Annotated in this window: 15 protein-coding genes; 8 read left to right on the forward strand and 7 right to left on the reverse strand. The window is 59.4% G+C overall.

Annotated features, from left to right (window positions below; translation table 11 throughout):
* Positions 1-32 precede the first annotated feature (32 nt).
* Positions 33-1,037: a sterol desaturase family protein gene (locus EOL43_RS01585; RefSeq protein WP_205669505.1), complete on the forward strand. Its 1,005-nt coding sequence runs from the start codon at positions 33-35 to the stop codon at positions 1,035-1,037.
* A gap of 35 nt (positions 1,038-1,072) precedes the next feature.
* Here the strand turns inward: EOL43_RS01585 and EOL43_RS01590 are convergent, their stop codons facing one another.
* Positions 1,073-1,831 carry a metallophosphoesterase gene (locus EOL43_RS01590; protein ID WP_133485026.1) on the reverse strand — a complete coding sequence of 253 codons (759 nt, stop codon included), beginning with the start codon at positions 1,829-1,831 and terminating at the stop codon, positions 1,073-1,075.
* A gap of 107 nt (positions 1,832-1,938) precedes the next feature.
* On the opposite strand from EOL43_RS01590, the gene EOL43_RS01595 reads away from it, so the two are divergent.
* Entirely contained in the window at positions 1,939-2,622 is a 684-nt protein-coding gene (locus tag EOL43_RS01595; RefSeq protein WP_133485027.1) for an aquaporin, read from the forward strand.
* 54 nt (positions 2,623-2,676) lie between these two features.
* Here EOL43_RS01595 and serA read toward each other — a convergent pair whose 3' ends face one another.
* Both serA and EOL43_RS01605 read right to left on the reverse strand, forming a co-directional pair.
* Positions 2,677-4,269: a phosphoglycerate dehydrogenase gene (gene serA / locus EOL43_RS01600; RefSeq protein WP_133485028.1), complete on the reverse strand. Its 1,593-nt coding sequence runs from the start codon at positions 4,267-4,269 to the stop codon at positions 2,677-2,679.
* Between the two features lie 63 nt (positions 4,270-4,332).
* Positions 4,333-5,475, reverse strand: coding sequence for a phosphoserine transaminase (locus EOL43_RS01605; RefSeq protein ID WP_133485029.1), 1,143 nt, complete (start codon positions 5,473-5,475; stop codon positions 4,333-4,335).
* 280 nt (positions 5,476-5,755) lie between these two features.
* Here EOL43_RS01605 and serB point away from each other — a divergent pair, with 280 nt between their 5' ends.
* Both serB and EOL43_RS01615 read left to right on the forward strand, forming a co-directional pair.
* Positions 5,756-6,634, forward strand: a complete 879-nt coding sequence (serB, locus tag EOL43_RS01610; RefSeq protein ID WP_133485030.1) for a phosphoserine phosphatase SerB — start codon at positions 5,756-5,758, stop codon at positions 6,632-6,634.
* The gene (locus EOL43_RS01615; protein WP_133485031.1) at positions 6,627-7,385 is read left to right on the forward strand and encodes a TSUP family transporter; all 759 of its coding nucleotides are present in this window, start codon (positions 6,627-6,629) and stop codon (positions 7,383-7,385) included. Before serB ends, EOL43_RS01615 begins: the two co-directional genes overlap by 8 nt.
* A gap of 8 nt (positions 7,386-7,393) precedes the next feature.
* Here the strand turns inward: EOL43_RS01615 and EOL43_RS01620 are convergent, their stop codons facing one another.
* Positions 7,394-8,398, reverse strand: coding sequence for an asparaginase (locus tag EOL43_RS01620; protein WP_133485032.1), 1,005 nt, complete (start codon positions 8,396-8,398; stop codon positions 7,394-7,396).
* 184 nt (positions 8,399-8,582) lie between these two features.
* On the opposite strand from EOL43_RS01620, the gene EOL43_RS01625 reads away from it, so the two are divergent.
* The 4 genes from EOL43_RS01625 to EOL43_RS01640 all read left to right on the forward strand — a co-directional run bounded on the left by EOL43_RS01625 (position 8,583) and on the right by EOL43_RS01640 (position 12,064).
* Entirely contained in the window at positions 8,583-9,110 is a 528-nt protein-coding gene (locus EOL43_RS01625) for an invasion associated locus B family protein (protein ID WP_133485033.1), read from the forward strand.
* Between the two features lie 104 nt (positions 9,111-9,214).
* Positions 9,215-10,405 carry a dual-specificity RNA methyltransferase RlmN gene (gene rlmN, locus EOL43_RS01630; RefSeq protein ID WP_133485034.1) on the forward strand — a complete coding sequence of 397 codons (1,191 nt, stop codon included), beginning with the start codon at positions 9,215-9,217 and terminating at the stop codon, positions 10,403-10,405.
* Positions 10,406-10,607: 202 nt separating this feature from the next.
* Positions 10,608-10,958: a hypothetical protein gene (locus EOL43_RS01635; protein WP_133485035.1), complete on the forward strand. Its 351-nt coding sequence runs from the start codon at positions 10,608-10,610 to the stop codon at positions 10,956-10,958.
* A gap of 251 nt (positions 10,959-11,209) precedes the next feature.
* Entirely contained in the window at positions 11,210-12,064 is an 855-nt protein-coding gene (locus EOL43_RS01640; RefSeq protein WP_240686424.1) for a Hint domain-containing protein, read from the forward strand.
* Here EOL43_RS01640 and EOL43_RS01645 read toward each other — a convergent pair.
* The 3 genes from EOL43_RS01645 to EOL43_RS01655 all read right to left on the reverse strand — a co-directional run bounded on the left by EOL43_RS01645 (position 12,061) and on the right by EOL43_RS01655 (position 13,913).
* Positions 12,061-12,252, reverse strand: a complete 192-nt coding sequence (locus EOL43_RS01645; protein ID WP_133485036.1) for a hypothetical protein — start codon at positions 12,250-12,252, stop codon at positions 12,061-12,063. The genes EOL43_RS01640 and EOL43_RS01645 overlap by 4 nt on opposite strands.
* Positions 12,253-12,415: 163 nt before the next feature.
* Positions 12,416-12,952: a hypothetical protein gene (locus EOL43_RS01650; protein ID WP_133485037.1), complete on the reverse strand. Its 537-nt coding sequence runs from the start codon at positions 12,950-12,952 to the stop codon at positions 12,416-12,418.
* Positions 12,953-13,070: 118 nt separating this feature from the next.
* Positions 13,071-13,913, reverse strand: coding sequence for an LOG family protein (locus EOL43_RS01655; RefSeq protein ID WP_133485038.1), 843 nt, complete (start codon positions 13,911-13,913; stop codon positions 13,071-13,073).
* Positions 13,914-14,027 lie beyond the last annotated feature (114 nt).

The following is a 14,027-nucleotide window of genomic DNA, read 5'->3' on the forward strand; positions in this document are numbered from 1 at the left end:
CTAGAACTGTAGTCGCAAACGGAGGAGTGCGAATGCAGGACCGTCCAGAAGATGCCCCAATGAGCCGCGAGTGGAACTACCACCCCGACCTTCCGCTGGCAGACACATCAATCTTTCAGTGGCCCCCAAGTCCGCGTTTCTTGGCGATCTGGCTTGCACGCAATTGGCTGACGCTCAGCGAACGCGTGATGATGGTCATTCTCGCAATCCTGCTTTGGATGTTCGCCTTCCCATCAATCGAAACAGCGACACATTTTGGCGTCGGTTGGGTGATGCAAGTTTGGGTCGTCAATTTGCTGATCATGATCGTGATCGCCGGCGGGCTTCACGGCTATTTCTATATGTGGCGCGGACAGGGGAAGACGCTGAAATTCGACCGCCGCGACATGGCGACGGGCAATCGCCTTTGGGATTTCTCTAATCAAGTTCACGACAATATGTTCTGGTCGCTAGGCAGCGGAGTGGCGCAACTGTCGGCGTTTCAAGTTCTGACCATGTGGCTGATGGCCAACGGCTACATTCCCATGCTGACTTTCGCTGAGAACCCCGTTTGGTTCGTCTTAGCGCTTATGCTGCTGCCGATCTGGTCAGCGTTTCACTTTTATTGGGTGCACCGGCTTCTGCATGTTCCTTTCCTTTATAAACACGTCCACTCGCTGCATCACCGCAATGTCAATGTCGGGCCGTGGTCCGGGTTCTCGATGCACCCAGTCGAGCACTTCATCTACCTGACATCCCTGATGATTCACTGGATCGTTCCGACCCACCCGATTCATCTGTATTTCCATGTGATCTATCTGGGACCGGGGGCTGCGATGACCCATACGGGGTACGAGGATCTGTTGATCAAAGACAAACGCCGACTGGCGCTTGGCACCTTCTATCACCAGCTCCACCATCGCTACTACGAATGCAATTACGGCAACCAAGAGATGCCGTGGGATCGTTGGTTCGGGACGTTTCATGACGGAAGCGACGAATCCACGCAAGAGACGCGCCAGCGCAAGAAAGCGATGTATAAGAAGGCAAGCCAGTAGGATCGACGACGCAGCGCTCTAACCGAGAGCCATTCTCAGGAAGAAGTCTGCATGGCGGCGGGTGGAACGGCTTGCCGCCCCTCTCCCGTCAACACCCACGCATCCCGTCCCTCGATCACCACGGCCGAGATGGCTTTGCCGTGTCCAGCGCCGGTGTCGATATTCAGGCGGTTGCCGTAATGCGTGACCGCGTCGACTGGCGTGTGGCCGTGCACGATCAGCGGGCCGTGGTCGGCGTTGCTGTCATAGAACTCCTTGCGGATCCAGCACAGGTCGTCCTCGGTCTGTTGATCCAAGGGCACACCCGGACGGATGCCCGCATGGGCGAAATAGAGGTCGCCGAGACGGTAATGTGACGGCAGGTTTGCCAGATAGTCCCGATGGCGTTCCGGCACGGCGGCGCGCGCCTTGGGGTGAAACTGATAGGTGCGGCTGCCCTCGGGCACGTCGACCCCGTAGCTCGCCAGCGTTTCGATCCCGCCGATCCGCGGATGCAGCCAGTTGTGGTCATATAGAAGCTGAGTATCGACCATCGGCTGTTCGCGCAGGAACATCTCCATCATCCGGTCGTGGTTGCCCTTCAGCACCACCCAGTTTTCGCCACGCGCTTGTCCGTCGATCAGGAACTGGATCACGCCGGGGCTGTCGGGGCCGCGATCGACGAGATCTCCGATATGCACGACGGGCGCATCCGTATCGCCACAGCGCGCACGGTCTTCGGCGATCAGCGCGTGGGCGGCTTCCAGCTTGTCCAGATGGCCGTGAATGTCTCCGATCGCATAGGCGCGTGTCATGGTGGCTTCCCCCGTGGGTTTCGTTGGCGCCAAATTCCCCGCGACCTGTGCCTTTGTCCAGATCAGAATGGCTGACAATGCAAATTAGGAAAGAGGGGGTTCCCCCAATGAAACACGCAGTAGCGGAATTTATCGGCACCATGACGCTGGTGCTGTTCGGATGCGGCGCCGCAGTGATTGCGGGTGGCGACATTGGCCTGACCGGCATCAGCTTTGCCTTTGGCCTTGCGCTTATCGGGATGGCCTATGGGATCGGCAATGTCTCGGGCTGCCATATCAACCCGGCCGTGACCATCGGCGCGGTGATCGCGGGGCGCCTGCCCAGTTCGAAAGCGCTGACCTATATCCTTTCGCAACTTGCAGGCGCCGTAGCGGGTGCCGCCATCCTCTACATCATCGCAACCGGCAAAGGCGGCGGCTATGATGTGACCGCGTCAGGGCTTGGGCAGAACGGATGGGGCGCTGGTTACTTGGGCGAATACAATATGGTCTCGGCATTTGTATTTGAACTGGTGGCAACCTTTCTGTTCGTGGTGGTGATCCTGGGCGCAACGGGCGCAGGGGCTCCGGCTGCTGTGGCGGGCATGGCGATCGGCCTGACCCTGGTTGTGATCCATCTGGTGGGTATCAACGTGACCGGCGTATCGGTAAATCCCGCCAGGTCCTTTGGCCCTGCCTTGTTCGCAGGCGATCATGCGATGGGCCAGTTGTGGCTTTTCATCGTTGCGCCGGTCCTTGGCGCAACCGCAGCCGGTGTTCTGTTCAAGTCCGGTATGCTTGATGCAGACTGACCAAAAAGAAAAGCCCCGGCTAAGGACCGGGGCTTTCCTGTGATTGATTGACGCTTAAACGTCGAACTCCAGCGGGCTGACCGAGTTGAACAGGCCGGTGTCACGCAGCGTGTTCAGCACGTCGTCCGAGATCCGGTGATCTACATAGAGCAGCGCAATCGCGTCACCACCGGTTTCCTTACGGCCCAGGGTAAAGTTCGCGATGTTCACGCCGTTCTCACCCATGGTTTTACCCAGAGTACCGATGATGCCCGGCACGTCTTCGTTGGTGGTGTACAGCATGTGGTTCCCGATCTCGGCGTCGATGTTGATGCCTTTGATCTGGATGAAGCGCGGCTTGCCGTCCGAGAAGACTGTACCAGCGATCGAACGCTCGCGACCCTCGGTCACGACGGTCACCTTGATGTAACCATCAAACGCGCCGCCCTTGGCTTGCGTGGTGGTCGAGGTCTTGATGCCGCGATCTGCCGCAACAACAGGTGCCGACACCATGTTCACGTCAGGGGTTTGCGGCTTCATCAGGCCTGCGATCACGGCACAGTCCAGCGCCTTCAGGTTCATTTCCGACGCCACACCATCATAAAGGATGTTCACAGCCTTGATCGGCTCGTCGGTCATCTGACCTACGAACGCACCCAGATGCTCGGCCAGTTTGATCCACGGGCCCATGACCTTGGCTTCTTCAGCGGTGACCGACGGCATGTTCAGCGCGTTCTGAACGGCACCAGTCAGCAGGTAATCCGACATCTGTTCCGCCACCTGAAGCGCCACGTTTTCCTGTGCTTCGGTCGTTGCCGCGCCAAGGTGCGGGGTGCAGACGACGTTGGGCAGGTTAAAGAGCGGGTTCTCGGTTGCGGGTTCTTCGGCGAACACGTCGAAGGCAGCGCCAGCCACGTGACCCGATTTCAGCAGATCAGCCAGAGCCTCTTCGTCTACCAGACCACCACGGGCACAGTTGATGATGCGCACACCAGCTTTGGTTTTCAGCAGGTTCTCGCGGCTCAGGATGTTGCGAGTCGCGTCGATCAGCGGCACGTGCAGGGTGATGAAGTCAGCGCGGGCCAGCAGCTCGTCCAGCTCGACCTTTTCTACACCCATGCTGGCGGCTTTCTCTTCCGACAGGAAGGGGTCATAGGCGACGACTTTCATCTTCAGACCCAGCGCACGGTCGCAGACGATGCCACCGATGTTACCTGCACCAATGACGCCCAGCGTCTTGTTGGTCAGTTCAACACCCATGAACTTCGACTTTTCCCACTTACCAGCATGGGTCGAAGCCGAGGCTTCCGGGATCTGACGCGCCACGGCGAACATCATCGCGATGGCGTGTTCAGCGGTGGTGATCATGTTGCCGAATGGTGTGTTCATCACGATCACACCAGCTTTCGACGCTGCGACTTTGTCGACGTTGTCGGTACCGATGCCGGCGCGCGCAACAACTTTCAGGTTGGTGGCGGCTTCAAGGATTTTCTCGGTCACTTTGGTGGCCGAGCGGATTGCCAGACCGTCATAGGCGCCGATCTTGGCGGCCAGTGCGTCCTTGTCTTTACCAAGGTTGGGCTCAAAATCGACTTCGATGCCGCGATCGCGGAAAATCTGAACGGCGGTTTCCGAAAGCTTGTCGGATACGAGTACTTTGGGGGCCATGTGTTTGGTCCTTTTCACAAAGATTTAGGGGGGCCTCGCGCGTCACTACGCGAGGCGAATGTCTTACTGAGCTTCGATTTCGGCGTTGAACGCCCAATCCAGCCACGGCATCAGGGCCTCGACGTCCGACGTCTCGACCGTGCCGCCACACCAGATGCGCAGACCGGCAGGGGCGTCGCGATAGGCGCCAACATCCAGTGCCACGCCTTCCGCTTCCAGACGCTTGGCCACGGCCTTGGCGAAGGTTGCGCCATCTTTGATACGGTCGTCGGTGAACTTCAGGCAGACCGAGGTGTTCGACAGCGTGGTCGCGTCCTCGGCAAGGAAGTCGACCCAGTCACGCATCTCGACGAAATCAGCGACGGCCTTGGTGTTGGCGTCTGCACGGTGGATCAGGCCTTCCAACCCGCCAACCGAACGCGCCCAGTCGAGGGCAAACAGATAGTCCTCGACCGCCAGCATCGACGGCGTGTTGATCGTCGCGCCGGTGAAGATGCCTTCGATCAGCTTGCCACCTTTGGTCAGGCGGAAGATTTTCGGCAGCGGCCATGCAGGGGTATAGCTTTCCAGACGCTCAACAGCGCGGGGGCTCAGGATCAGAATGCCATGCGCCGCTTCGCCGCCCAGCACTTTCTGCCAAGAGAACGTGGTCACATCCAGCTTGTCCCACGGCAGGTCCATCGCAAACGCGGCCGAGGTCGCGTCACAGATGGTCAGACCTTCGCGGTCATCGGCAATCCAGTCACCGTTCGGAACACGCACGCCCGAGGTGGTGCCGTTCCAGGTAAAGACAACGTCATTGGTGAAATCGACGGATGCCAGATCGGGCAGTTTGCCGTAATCGGCGGTCTTGGCGACGGCGTCCAGCTTCAGCTGTTTCACAACATCGGTGACCCAGCCCGAACCGAACGATTCCCAAGCCAGCATCTCGACCCCGCGGGCGCCCAGAAGCGACCACAGTGCCATTTCAACCGCGCCAGTATCCGACGCGGGAACGATGCCGATCTTATAGTCAGCGGGGATGCCCAGCACCTCGCGCGTGCCTTCGATGGCCGCTTTCAGCTTGTCCTTGCCGATGGCGGCACGGTGCGAGCGACCCAAGGCGGCGTCGGCCAGGGCATCAAGGTTCCATGTGGGGGGTTTGGCGCAGGGGCCAGAGGAAAAACGCGGGTTTGCCGGCCGCGCTGCCGGTTTCGAAATAGCCATCGATGCTACCCTTCCAGATAAATCGCCCCTCGTTGGGGAGGGGTGTCCCACTGACCGAAGTAAGGCGCGTTTTGATGCTGCACAAGCAAAAAAGCGTCGGAATTGGCATTCGATGGGTCGAAAACGGGCGCAAAATGACCACTATCGGAAACTTGCGTCGCGTCCAGAGACTGGGAATTCACGCCATCAGATCGCCAATTTTATGGATTCGGCCTTGTGAAACAGGCGCGATCTGCCGCATGAAACGGACAGCTTCAATTTGCCCAAAAAAGGCCCGCCCATGTACATCGCCACGCTGATCGCATCGCCCACTGCCCGCAATCTGGAACCCGCTTTGGTCGAAAACCTGCGCAACGCGTGGGGTGGTGGGGACGCCGCATGGCTGGCCCCGGACGAGGCGGCCGAGTTCTCGCTGGACGCGCTGCCCGACAACCAATGGGACGTGTGGGACGATCTGCAGAAAATGGGCGTCGACCTGATCGTTCTGCCCGCCGAGGGACGCAAGAAAAAGATGCTGCTGGCGGATATGGACTCGACCATGATCCAGCAGGAATGCATCGACGAACTGGCGGACGAAGCGGGTGTCGGCGAGCGCGTGAAAGACATCACCGCGCGCGCGATGAATGGCGAGCTGGATTTCGAAGGCGCGTTGACCGAGCGTGTGGGCCTTCTGAAAGGTCTGCCGGAAAGCGTCATCGGCGACGTTCTGGCCAACCGCATCACATTGATGCCCGGTGGCAAGGCCTTGCTGTCCACGATGAAAGCAAACGGCGCCTATGCCGCGCTGGTGTCCGGCGGCTTCACCGCCTTCACCGCCCATGTCGCCGCCACGCTGGGCTTTGACGAAAACCGCGCCAACACGCTGAACGTTGACAGTGGCGCACTGACCGGCACCGTGGGCATGCCCATTCTGGGGCGCGAAGCGAAAGTGCAGGCGTTGAAAGAGATCACAGCCCGCCTTGGCCTGTCCCATGACGACGTGATGGCCGTGGGTGACGGCGCCAATGACCTTGGCATGCTGGGTCTGGCGGGTGCAGGCGTGGCGCTGCACGCCAAGCCCTCGGTCGCGGCGGAATGTGACATCCGCATCAACCACGGCGACCTGACCGCGCTTTTGTATATCCAAGGATACGCGCAGTCAGACTTCGTAGATGGCTGAGTTTTCTACGGAAATTCTGCTCTTCCTTTTGGCCGCTGGCTTCGTGGCCGGGTTCGTCGACAGCATCGCAGGCGGAGGCGGCCTGATCACGCTCCCTGCCCTGTTGATCGCTGGCGTACCGCCTGTGACGGCGCTGGCCACCAACAAGGTGCAAGGGCTGTTCGGCGCGGGCATGGCGGCGGTGACCTATGCCCGCAAAGGCCATGTGAACCTGCGCAGACAGGCGAAATCCGCACTCATCGCCTTCGTCGCGGCCCTTCTGGGCGCACTGTCCGTCAACGCCCTGCCGACCGAGCTGATCCGCATGGTGCTGCCCGTTTTGCTGGTGGCAATTGCGCTCTTCTTTGCGCTGAAACCCGGCTTGGACGACGTGGATCGTCATCAACGGCTGACACCAGTTCTGTTCGCACTCACCTTCGTCCCTGCTGTTGCATTCTACGATGGGCTCTTGGGGCCGGGAGCAGGTGCTTTCTATATGCTCGCCTTTGTCGCGATGGCGGGGCATGGCATTCTGAAAGCCACGGCGCATACGAAGCTTCTGAACTTCGCCTCGAACGTGGGCGGGCTGGCTGGGTTCCTACTGGTGCTGTCACCGCTTTGGATGATCGGATTAGCCATGGGCGCGGCACAGATGGCAGGCGCTTACGTAGGCTCGTCGCTCGCCTCCCGCATCGGCGCGCGCCTGATCAAGCCGCTTCTGGTGATCGCCTCATCCGCCATGGCGTTGAAGCTGATCACCGACTTGATGTGAGCGGCGGGCTATAGCGACAACACCGCCTCGGAGGGGCGGATGAAGCCGGTGTTCAGCCCGGCAAAGTTCAGCACATCCGGGTTCAGACGCTTCTTCACATCCGGATGCGCCGGATCGAGCACACCCAGCTTCACCAAGATCGCCGCAATCGCGCATTCGGACGCACGGGTCGAGCCGTCCTCGATCTTCAGCGCGACGCCCATCTCAAGTTCGGGGATAATCGCGACAAAGAACGCCTCGGCCCCGGTTTTCAGAGCCACCTTGCCGGGGGCCGAGCGCATCAGCTCGGTGCAGGCGCGGGTTTCGCCGGCCACAAGCTCGGGGTGCAACATCATCGCCTCGCGCAGACGAACAGATGCTTTCTGGCGCGCGTCGCCGCTTTCCTTCGCAGACGCAAACCCCGCCATCGCACGCCCCATGCCCTGAAGCGTGCTGGCGTGGTTTGGCGCGGAACAGCCGTCGATGCCGAAACCGGGGCTAACCTCACCTGTGACTTCTTCGAACGCTTGTTTGATGGCCACCTGAATGGGGTGGTCGACCTCGACATACTCCGGATCACTCACGCCCATGTGGCGGCTAAGCGTCAGAAACCCCGCGTGCTTGCCTGAACAGTTGTTGTGGATGCGGCAGGGGCTGTCATCGGTCTTGATCAGACCCACCTTGGCAGGTTTGTCGGCAGGCCATTGCGGGCCGCAGCGCAAATCGTCATTACCCAACCCCATATCCGCCAACCAGCGCGACACGCGATCGGTGTGAATGGCAGCTCCTTGGTGGCTGGCGCAGGACAGGGCCAGTTGTTCCGTGGTCAACCCTGCCGCATCCGCCGCCCCGCTTTCCACCAGCGGCAGCGCTTGCAACATCTTGGCCGAAGACCGCGGCAAAATCACCTGATCCGGATCCCCCCACGCATGCACAATCGCGCCTGTTTTATCGACCACAACCGCATGTCCCCGGTGCTGGCTTTCCAGAATGTCGCCGCGCCAGACCTCGACCAACCGTTCTGCCTTGCTCATATCGTTCTCCTTCACCCCGGAAACACGCGGAATTCCGCCACCGGGGCTTTCATTACCCTGTCTTTTGGCGCTAGACTGCGCGTGCAGACATGGAAACGACCTGAGCGGTTTGGTCAAGGGCCACTTAAGATGGCCGGGGGCAGCGCAACGGTCCGAGGCAGAGGCAGCGGAGGCTGTATTAGACATGAACCGTTTGATCTTGGGTGCAATTGGCGCCTTTGGCCTGTCGATGGCAGCGACAGGCGTCATGGCGCAAGAAAGCTCGAACCGGGTGGCCGCGAACACCGATTGGAGCGTTTTCGTCGAAAATAACCCGACCGAGTGCTGGAGCGTTTCCAGCCCGAAGGAAACCGTGAACACCAAGAACGGCCGCGCCGTTGCGGTGAAACGCAGCGATATCCTGTTGTTCGTCAGCTATCGCCCGGGCAGCAATGTGAAGGGCGAAGTGTCGTTCACCGGCGGCTATCCGTTCGCGCCCGGCTCGACCGTGGATATGACCATCGGCAGCAACAGCTATCAGTTGTTCACAGATGGCGAATGGGCTTGGGCCGCCAGCCCCGCCGATGATGCAAAGATCATCAAGTCGATGAAGGGTGGCGCGAAGGCCGTTCTGTCGGCGCAATCCTCGCGCGGGACCAAAACGCAGGACACGTTCAGCCTGCTGGGCTTCACCGCCGCCGTGGATGAAGCAGGCAAGCGCTGCGCCAACTAATCGCGACCGATTAAGCGATCTGCCACGCGGGGGTGAAAACCTTCGCGTGACAAGCTATATATGTTGCCCTATAGACTGCCGCCCTGCACGGTAAGGAACGCGACATGGACCCCAAGGCCCCGATCACTCAGGATGTAATGACCATCCCCCGCAAGACCGACGAAGGTGGCAAGCGCAACCTCGTGGGGCTGACGCGCGACCAAATGCGCGAGGCGCTGATCGAGATGGGAACGCCTGAAAAGCAAGCCAAGATGCGCACCGGTCAGATCTGGCAGTGGATCTATCAGTGGGGCAAACGCGACTTTGCCGACATGACCAATCTGGCCAAGGCGTACCGCGCCCAATTGGCCGAGCATTTCGTGATCGAGATCCCCGAGGTCGTGACCCGTCAGGTGTCAGAAGACGGCACCCGCAAATACCTCTGCCGCATCGCCGGCGGGCACGAGGTCGAGGTCGTGTATATCCCCGAAGAGGGCCGCGGCACGCTGTGCATTTCCAGCCAAGTTGGCTGCACGCTGACCTGTTCCTTCTGCCACACCGGCACGCAGAAACTGGTGCGTAACCTGACGGCGGCAGAAATCGTTGGGCAGGTCATGATGGCCCGCGATGATCTGGACGAATGGCCCGTTCCCGGCGAACCAAAAGACGAAACCCGTCTGCTGTCCAACATCGTTCTGATGGGCATGGGCGAGCCGCTGTACAATTTCGACAACGTGCGCGACGCGATGAAGATCGCGATGGACGCCGAGGGCATCCAACTGTCGCGCCGTCGCATTACGCTGTCTACTTCAGGCGTCGTGCCGGAAATCGCCCGCACCGCCGAGGAAATCGGCTGCTTGCTGGCCATCAGCTTCCACGCCACCACGGACGAAACCCGCGACGTGCTGGTCCCGATCAACAAGCGCTGGAATATCGAAGAACTGCTGGGCGCGCTGGCGGCCTACCCAAAAGCCTCGAACAGTGAACGGATCACCTTTGAATACGTGATGCTGGATGGCGTGAACGACAGTGACGAAGACGCGCATCGCTTGATCGAGCACATCAAACGTCACAACATCCCGGCCAAGATCAACCTGATCCCGTTCAACGAATGGCCCGGCGCGCCCTACAAGCGCTCGTCCAACAACCGCATCCGCGCCTTTGCGAACATCATCTATCAGGCCGGTTACGCCAGCCCGATCCGCAAGACGCGCGGCGAGGACATCATGGCCGCTTGTGGTCAGCTGAAATCAGCCACGGAACGCGCCCGCAAGTCGCGCAAGCAGATCGAGGCCGAGGCCGGGCTGAGAGGGTAACCTCACCCTCAGGGTTGTTTACAGAAATTTCACACACCCTGCAGTTGACTTACTGCAACTTGGGATATTTAACACCCCCAAGTATCGGGCGCGGCTGCGCCTGAGAAACGCGAACACATAAACTGACACCACCCGCATTCCCATCGCGACGCCCGCTTGGCGTCCGACCCCAAATGCCTGCGCCAATCCCATGGAAAATCCGATGAAAACCTCTGTTTTTTGCAGCCTGATCTTTCTGACCGCCAGCCCAGCCTTTGCCGCGGGCCGCAAGTTCGAATGCACCTCGGTTGAAGATGGCAGCGTGATCAAGCTGTGGCAGGACGAAGAAGGGCGCCACGGCCATCTGGACACCCCCGTTCTGTCCAAGGACGCGCAGGTGCTTCACGGGCTGCACGATAAGAACGACGATCTTGCCGCCGAGACTTTTCTGGTGATCGACGATGACACCGTCCTGACCTTCTCGCTCAACTTCGAAAAGCTGACTTATGACATGCATATCAAAGGGTTGGTGAACGACACCGACCACGGATCCTGCGTCGAGCTGCCCGGCTAAGAACGCTCACCCTTTTGGGGTTCTTTGGCAATATTAGGTTATTTTTAAGGGAAATTTGACAGAACCAGCACAGCTTGGCTAAATGAAGCTACTTTCTGAGTACTGGGGAGAGGTGGGCTCAATCCCAGAGAGAGTGTGTATGCGGGGGCATAAACATGGCGTTATTGACGCTTACGTTTCCGCCGGGGACTGTTGCATATGTTTCTAAGTCAACCGGTGATTGGTATGTAGATTCTGTCAACACCACTGCGGTGGTCATTACCGTCGATGATTTGGACGGTGACGGGTTTATTTCGAATGACGAATGGGATGCCGCCGTATCTGGGGACGGCAATGATATTGGCGATACCACCTACTTGTATCAGGATGGTGGAACGTCAGGCATCCTTTACTCAACGGATGTAACGACGACATTCACCGTTGGACAAAACGTCACTGCCATCCGCGCCGCCATGTCGAACCATTTCGAGGCGGATATCTCGGCCGTCGTCTGCTTCGCCAAAGGGACACAAATTGCCACCCCCGCCGGCCCGCAGCGGATTGAAACGCTAGCCGAAGGGGACATGGTTCTAACCGCCAATGGCGACAGCCGCGAGATCCGCTGGATCGGATGCCGCGAAGTCTCGGCGTTCGAGATGCTGCATGCCCCGAAGCTACGCCCGGTGCGTATCCGTGCCGGTGCCTTGGGCAACCAATTGCCAGAACGCGACCTGCTGGTCAGCCGTCAGCACCGGATTCTGATCCGCTCGAAAATCGCCGAGCGTATGTTTGGCACGAAAGAGGTTCTGATCCCTGCCATCAAGCTTGTCGAATGCACAGGCATCGCGGTCGATGACCAGCCCCGCGCGTTGGAATACTTCCACATCCTTCTGGATGACCACGAGATCTTGCTGGCCAACGGCGCCCCGGCCGAAAGCCTGTTCACCGGGCCGGAGGCGCTGAAATCCTTGTCGCCCGAGGCGGTCGAGGAAATAGCGACCCTATTCCCCGAGGTACTTGAACGGATCGCTCTACAAGGCCCGGCGGCCTTAGTGCCGTCCAACAAGAAGATAAATCGGATGATCGAACGGCATCTCAAGAACGATAAGAAGCTGATTGGCTCTTAAATCTCGCAGGTCATATCGCGCCCGCAGCACATGGGCGATTTGATCTTTCCTTCGCATTTCGGACATTTCGAAACCTGAACCGTCTTTCCATCCTCCAACTCGAGTGTGGCGTTGATAAGCGGCTCATCACAGTCGGCACATGATGCATTCACACCCATACCGCAGACTTCACAACGATAGGTAGCCATAGCTTTTCTCCTGTTTGCGTTCCTTGACTGTGCCGGAAAAGGCCCATCCAATCAAATGCCGCATCGCAGGCGTTATGCTGCTATGGGTTCCACGTTCTCCATGGGCGATCCGACGAACCCGGAATAACCCTGATCGCAAAGTGGTCGCCGGGTTGGTGTATGATCACTCGAATCCTTCCAGCCCAAACAACATTCCGGCCGCCAACTCGTCGAACTCGTGGACCAGTTGGCGGATACTGCTGTCTTGATCCAGTTCGCATTCGTGGCGCGACACGACCTTGTAGGCAGTCTCGGATCTGAACTCGAACACGATCTGCGTGCCGTCCGCGCAAAACTTCTCGGGTGGATCAATCCTAGATACTGTGGTGTCCGCCCAAGGATTTATCGCGTCAACCAAGGCCAGAACAGGTTGCAGATCTGCGGCGGGAACGTCCCCGACAACTTCCGAGACCAGCTCTCCGGGCTCGTACCCACCTGCCCCGCTCAGCCGTTTGAAGGCATAGGTTGGTCCTGTGTCCTCACCATACTCCAGCTTCACCATCGATGCGGGCGTGAATGTTGGAAGAAACAGAAGCCTAACGGTGTTACGGGCCGCAACCGGTGCTTCGAGGTTCGACAATGGGCGCTCTTCCATCGCCCGAAGCTGTTCCCCAAACCATCGCTCATAAAGCGCGACCATATTTTTATCGCGCTCTGACACGGCCTCTTTCCCCCAGACTTCACTTGGGAAGAAAACCTCTTGCGTGTCGGAAAGGCATGGCTGCGCCAACATCAGAGCAGCAACAAAGGTGACGAGCGGGCGGCGAATTCTTATCTCTTTACCGCCCCGGCAGTTCGTCCCGCGCCTCGCGGCTTGGCCAGTTGTCGATCGCGTCCACCGCTTCCTGCGCAGTTTCCACGAACTTGAACAGCTCCAGATCCTCGGCGCTGATGGTGCCGGCGTCGGACAGGGCCTCCCAATTCACGATCTTGGTCCAAAAATCGCGGCCAAACAACAGGATCGGGACTTTCTTCATGCGGCCGGTCTGGATCAGGGTCAGGCTTTCGAACAGCTCGTCCAGCGTGCCGAAGCCGCCGGGGAAGATGGCGATCGCCTCGGCACGCATCAGGAAATGCATCTTGCGGATGGCGAAATAGTGGAAGTTGAAGCACAGGTCGGGCGTCACGTATTCGTTCGGCGCCTGTTCATGCGGCAGCACGATGTTCAGGCCGATGGAAACACCGCCCGCGTCTTCTGCGCCACGGTTACCGGCCTCCATCACGCCGGGACCGCCGCCGGTGACGACGACGTTCTCGCGGTGGTTATTCACCTTCGAGCGCAAGGTCAGAAGACGCGCAAACTCGCGCGCTTCGTCATAGAACTTGGACAGGTCGGCCAGTGTTTTGGTCCGGGCATCGTCCTTCTTCGCAGGCTCGGGAATGCGCGCGCCGCCAAACAGGACGACAGTGCTTTCCACACCATACTCCTGCATCATCAGCTCGGGCTTCAGAAGCTCCAGCTGAAGGCGCACCGGGCGCAGTTCGTCCCGGCACATGAAATCCAGATCGTCATAGGCCAGCTTATAGGCAGGCGCGCGGGTCTGCGGCGTATCCGGCGTATGGCTGGCAGCTTCGCGGTCCTGATGACTGTCACGAAGAGGGTGGTTGCGGTCGTCTTTCATGGCACTGGTCCTGTCACAGATTGCGTCTCTACCCCAAGGCGTAGCGGCTTTACGCCGCAAGGACCAGTGCCAGATGGTCACCTTCGCGCGATGAAAACGTCGCTTGGGGGGCGC

The organism is Aliiroseovarius marinus, from assembly GCF_004360145.1.
Classification (GTDB): domain Bacteria; phylum Pseudomonadota; class Alphaproteobacteria; order Rhodobacterales; family Rhodobacteraceae; genus Aliiroseovarius; species Aliiroseovarius marinus.

What these genes read in the sequence shown, in the direction of transcription:
- EOL43_RS01625 (WP_133485033.1), top strand. Translation starts at nt 8,583, where the DNA reads ATGAACCGTTTGATCTTGGGTGCAATTGGCGCCTTTGGCCTGTCGATG.
- EOL43_RS01585 (WP_205669505.1), top strand. Translation starts at nt 33, where the DNA reads ATGCAGGACCGTCCAGAAGATGCCCCAATGAGCCGCGAGTGGAACTAC.
- EOL43_RS01645 (WP_133485036.1), bottom strand. Translation starts at nt 12,252, where the DNA reads ATGGCTACCTATCGTTGTGAAGTCTGCGGTATGGGTGTGAATGCATCA.
- EOL43_RS01635 (WP_133485035.1), top strand. Translation starts at nt 10,608, where the DNA reads ATGAAAACCTCTGTTTTTTGCAGCCTGATCTTTCTGACCGCCAGCCCA.
- serB (WP_133485030.1), top strand. Translation starts at nt 5,756, where the DNA reads ATGTACATCGCCACGCTGATCGCATCGCCCACTGCCCGCAATCTGGAA.
- EOL43_RS01605 (WP_133485029.1), bottom strand. Translation starts at nt 5,475, where the DNA reads ATGGCTATTTCGAAACCGGCAGCGCGGCCGGCAAACCCGCGTTTTTCC.
- EOL43_RS01590 (WP_133485026.1), bottom strand. Translation starts at nt 1,831, where the DNA reads ATGACACGCGCCTATGCGATCGGAGACATTCACGGCCATCTGGACAAG.
- EOL43_RS01620 (WP_133485032.1), bottom strand. Translation starts at nt 8,398, where the DNA reads ATGAGCAAGGCAGAACGGTTGGTCGAGGTCTGGCGCGGCGACATTCTG.
- rlmN (WP_133485034.1), top strand. Translation starts at nt 9,215, where the DNA reads ATGGACCCCAAGGCCCCGATCACTCAGGATGTAATGACCATCCCCCGC.
- EOL43_RS01615 (WP_133485031.1), top strand. Translation starts at nt 6,627, where the DNA reads ATGGCTGAGTTTTCTACGGAAATTCTGCTCTTCCTTTTGGCCGCTGGC.
- EOL43_RS01595 (WP_133485027.1), top strand. Translation starts at nt 1,939, where the DNA reads ATGAAACACGCAGTAGCGGAATTTATCGGCACCATGACGCTGGTGCTG.
- serA (WP_133485028.1), bottom strand. Translation starts at nt 4,269, where the DNA reads ATGGCCCCCAAAGTACTCGTATCCGACAAGCTTTCGGAAACCGCCGTT.
- EOL43_RS01655 (WP_133485038.1), bottom strand. Translation starts at nt 13,913, where the DNA reads ATGAAAGACGACCGCAACCACCCTCTTCGTGACAGTCATCAGGACCGC.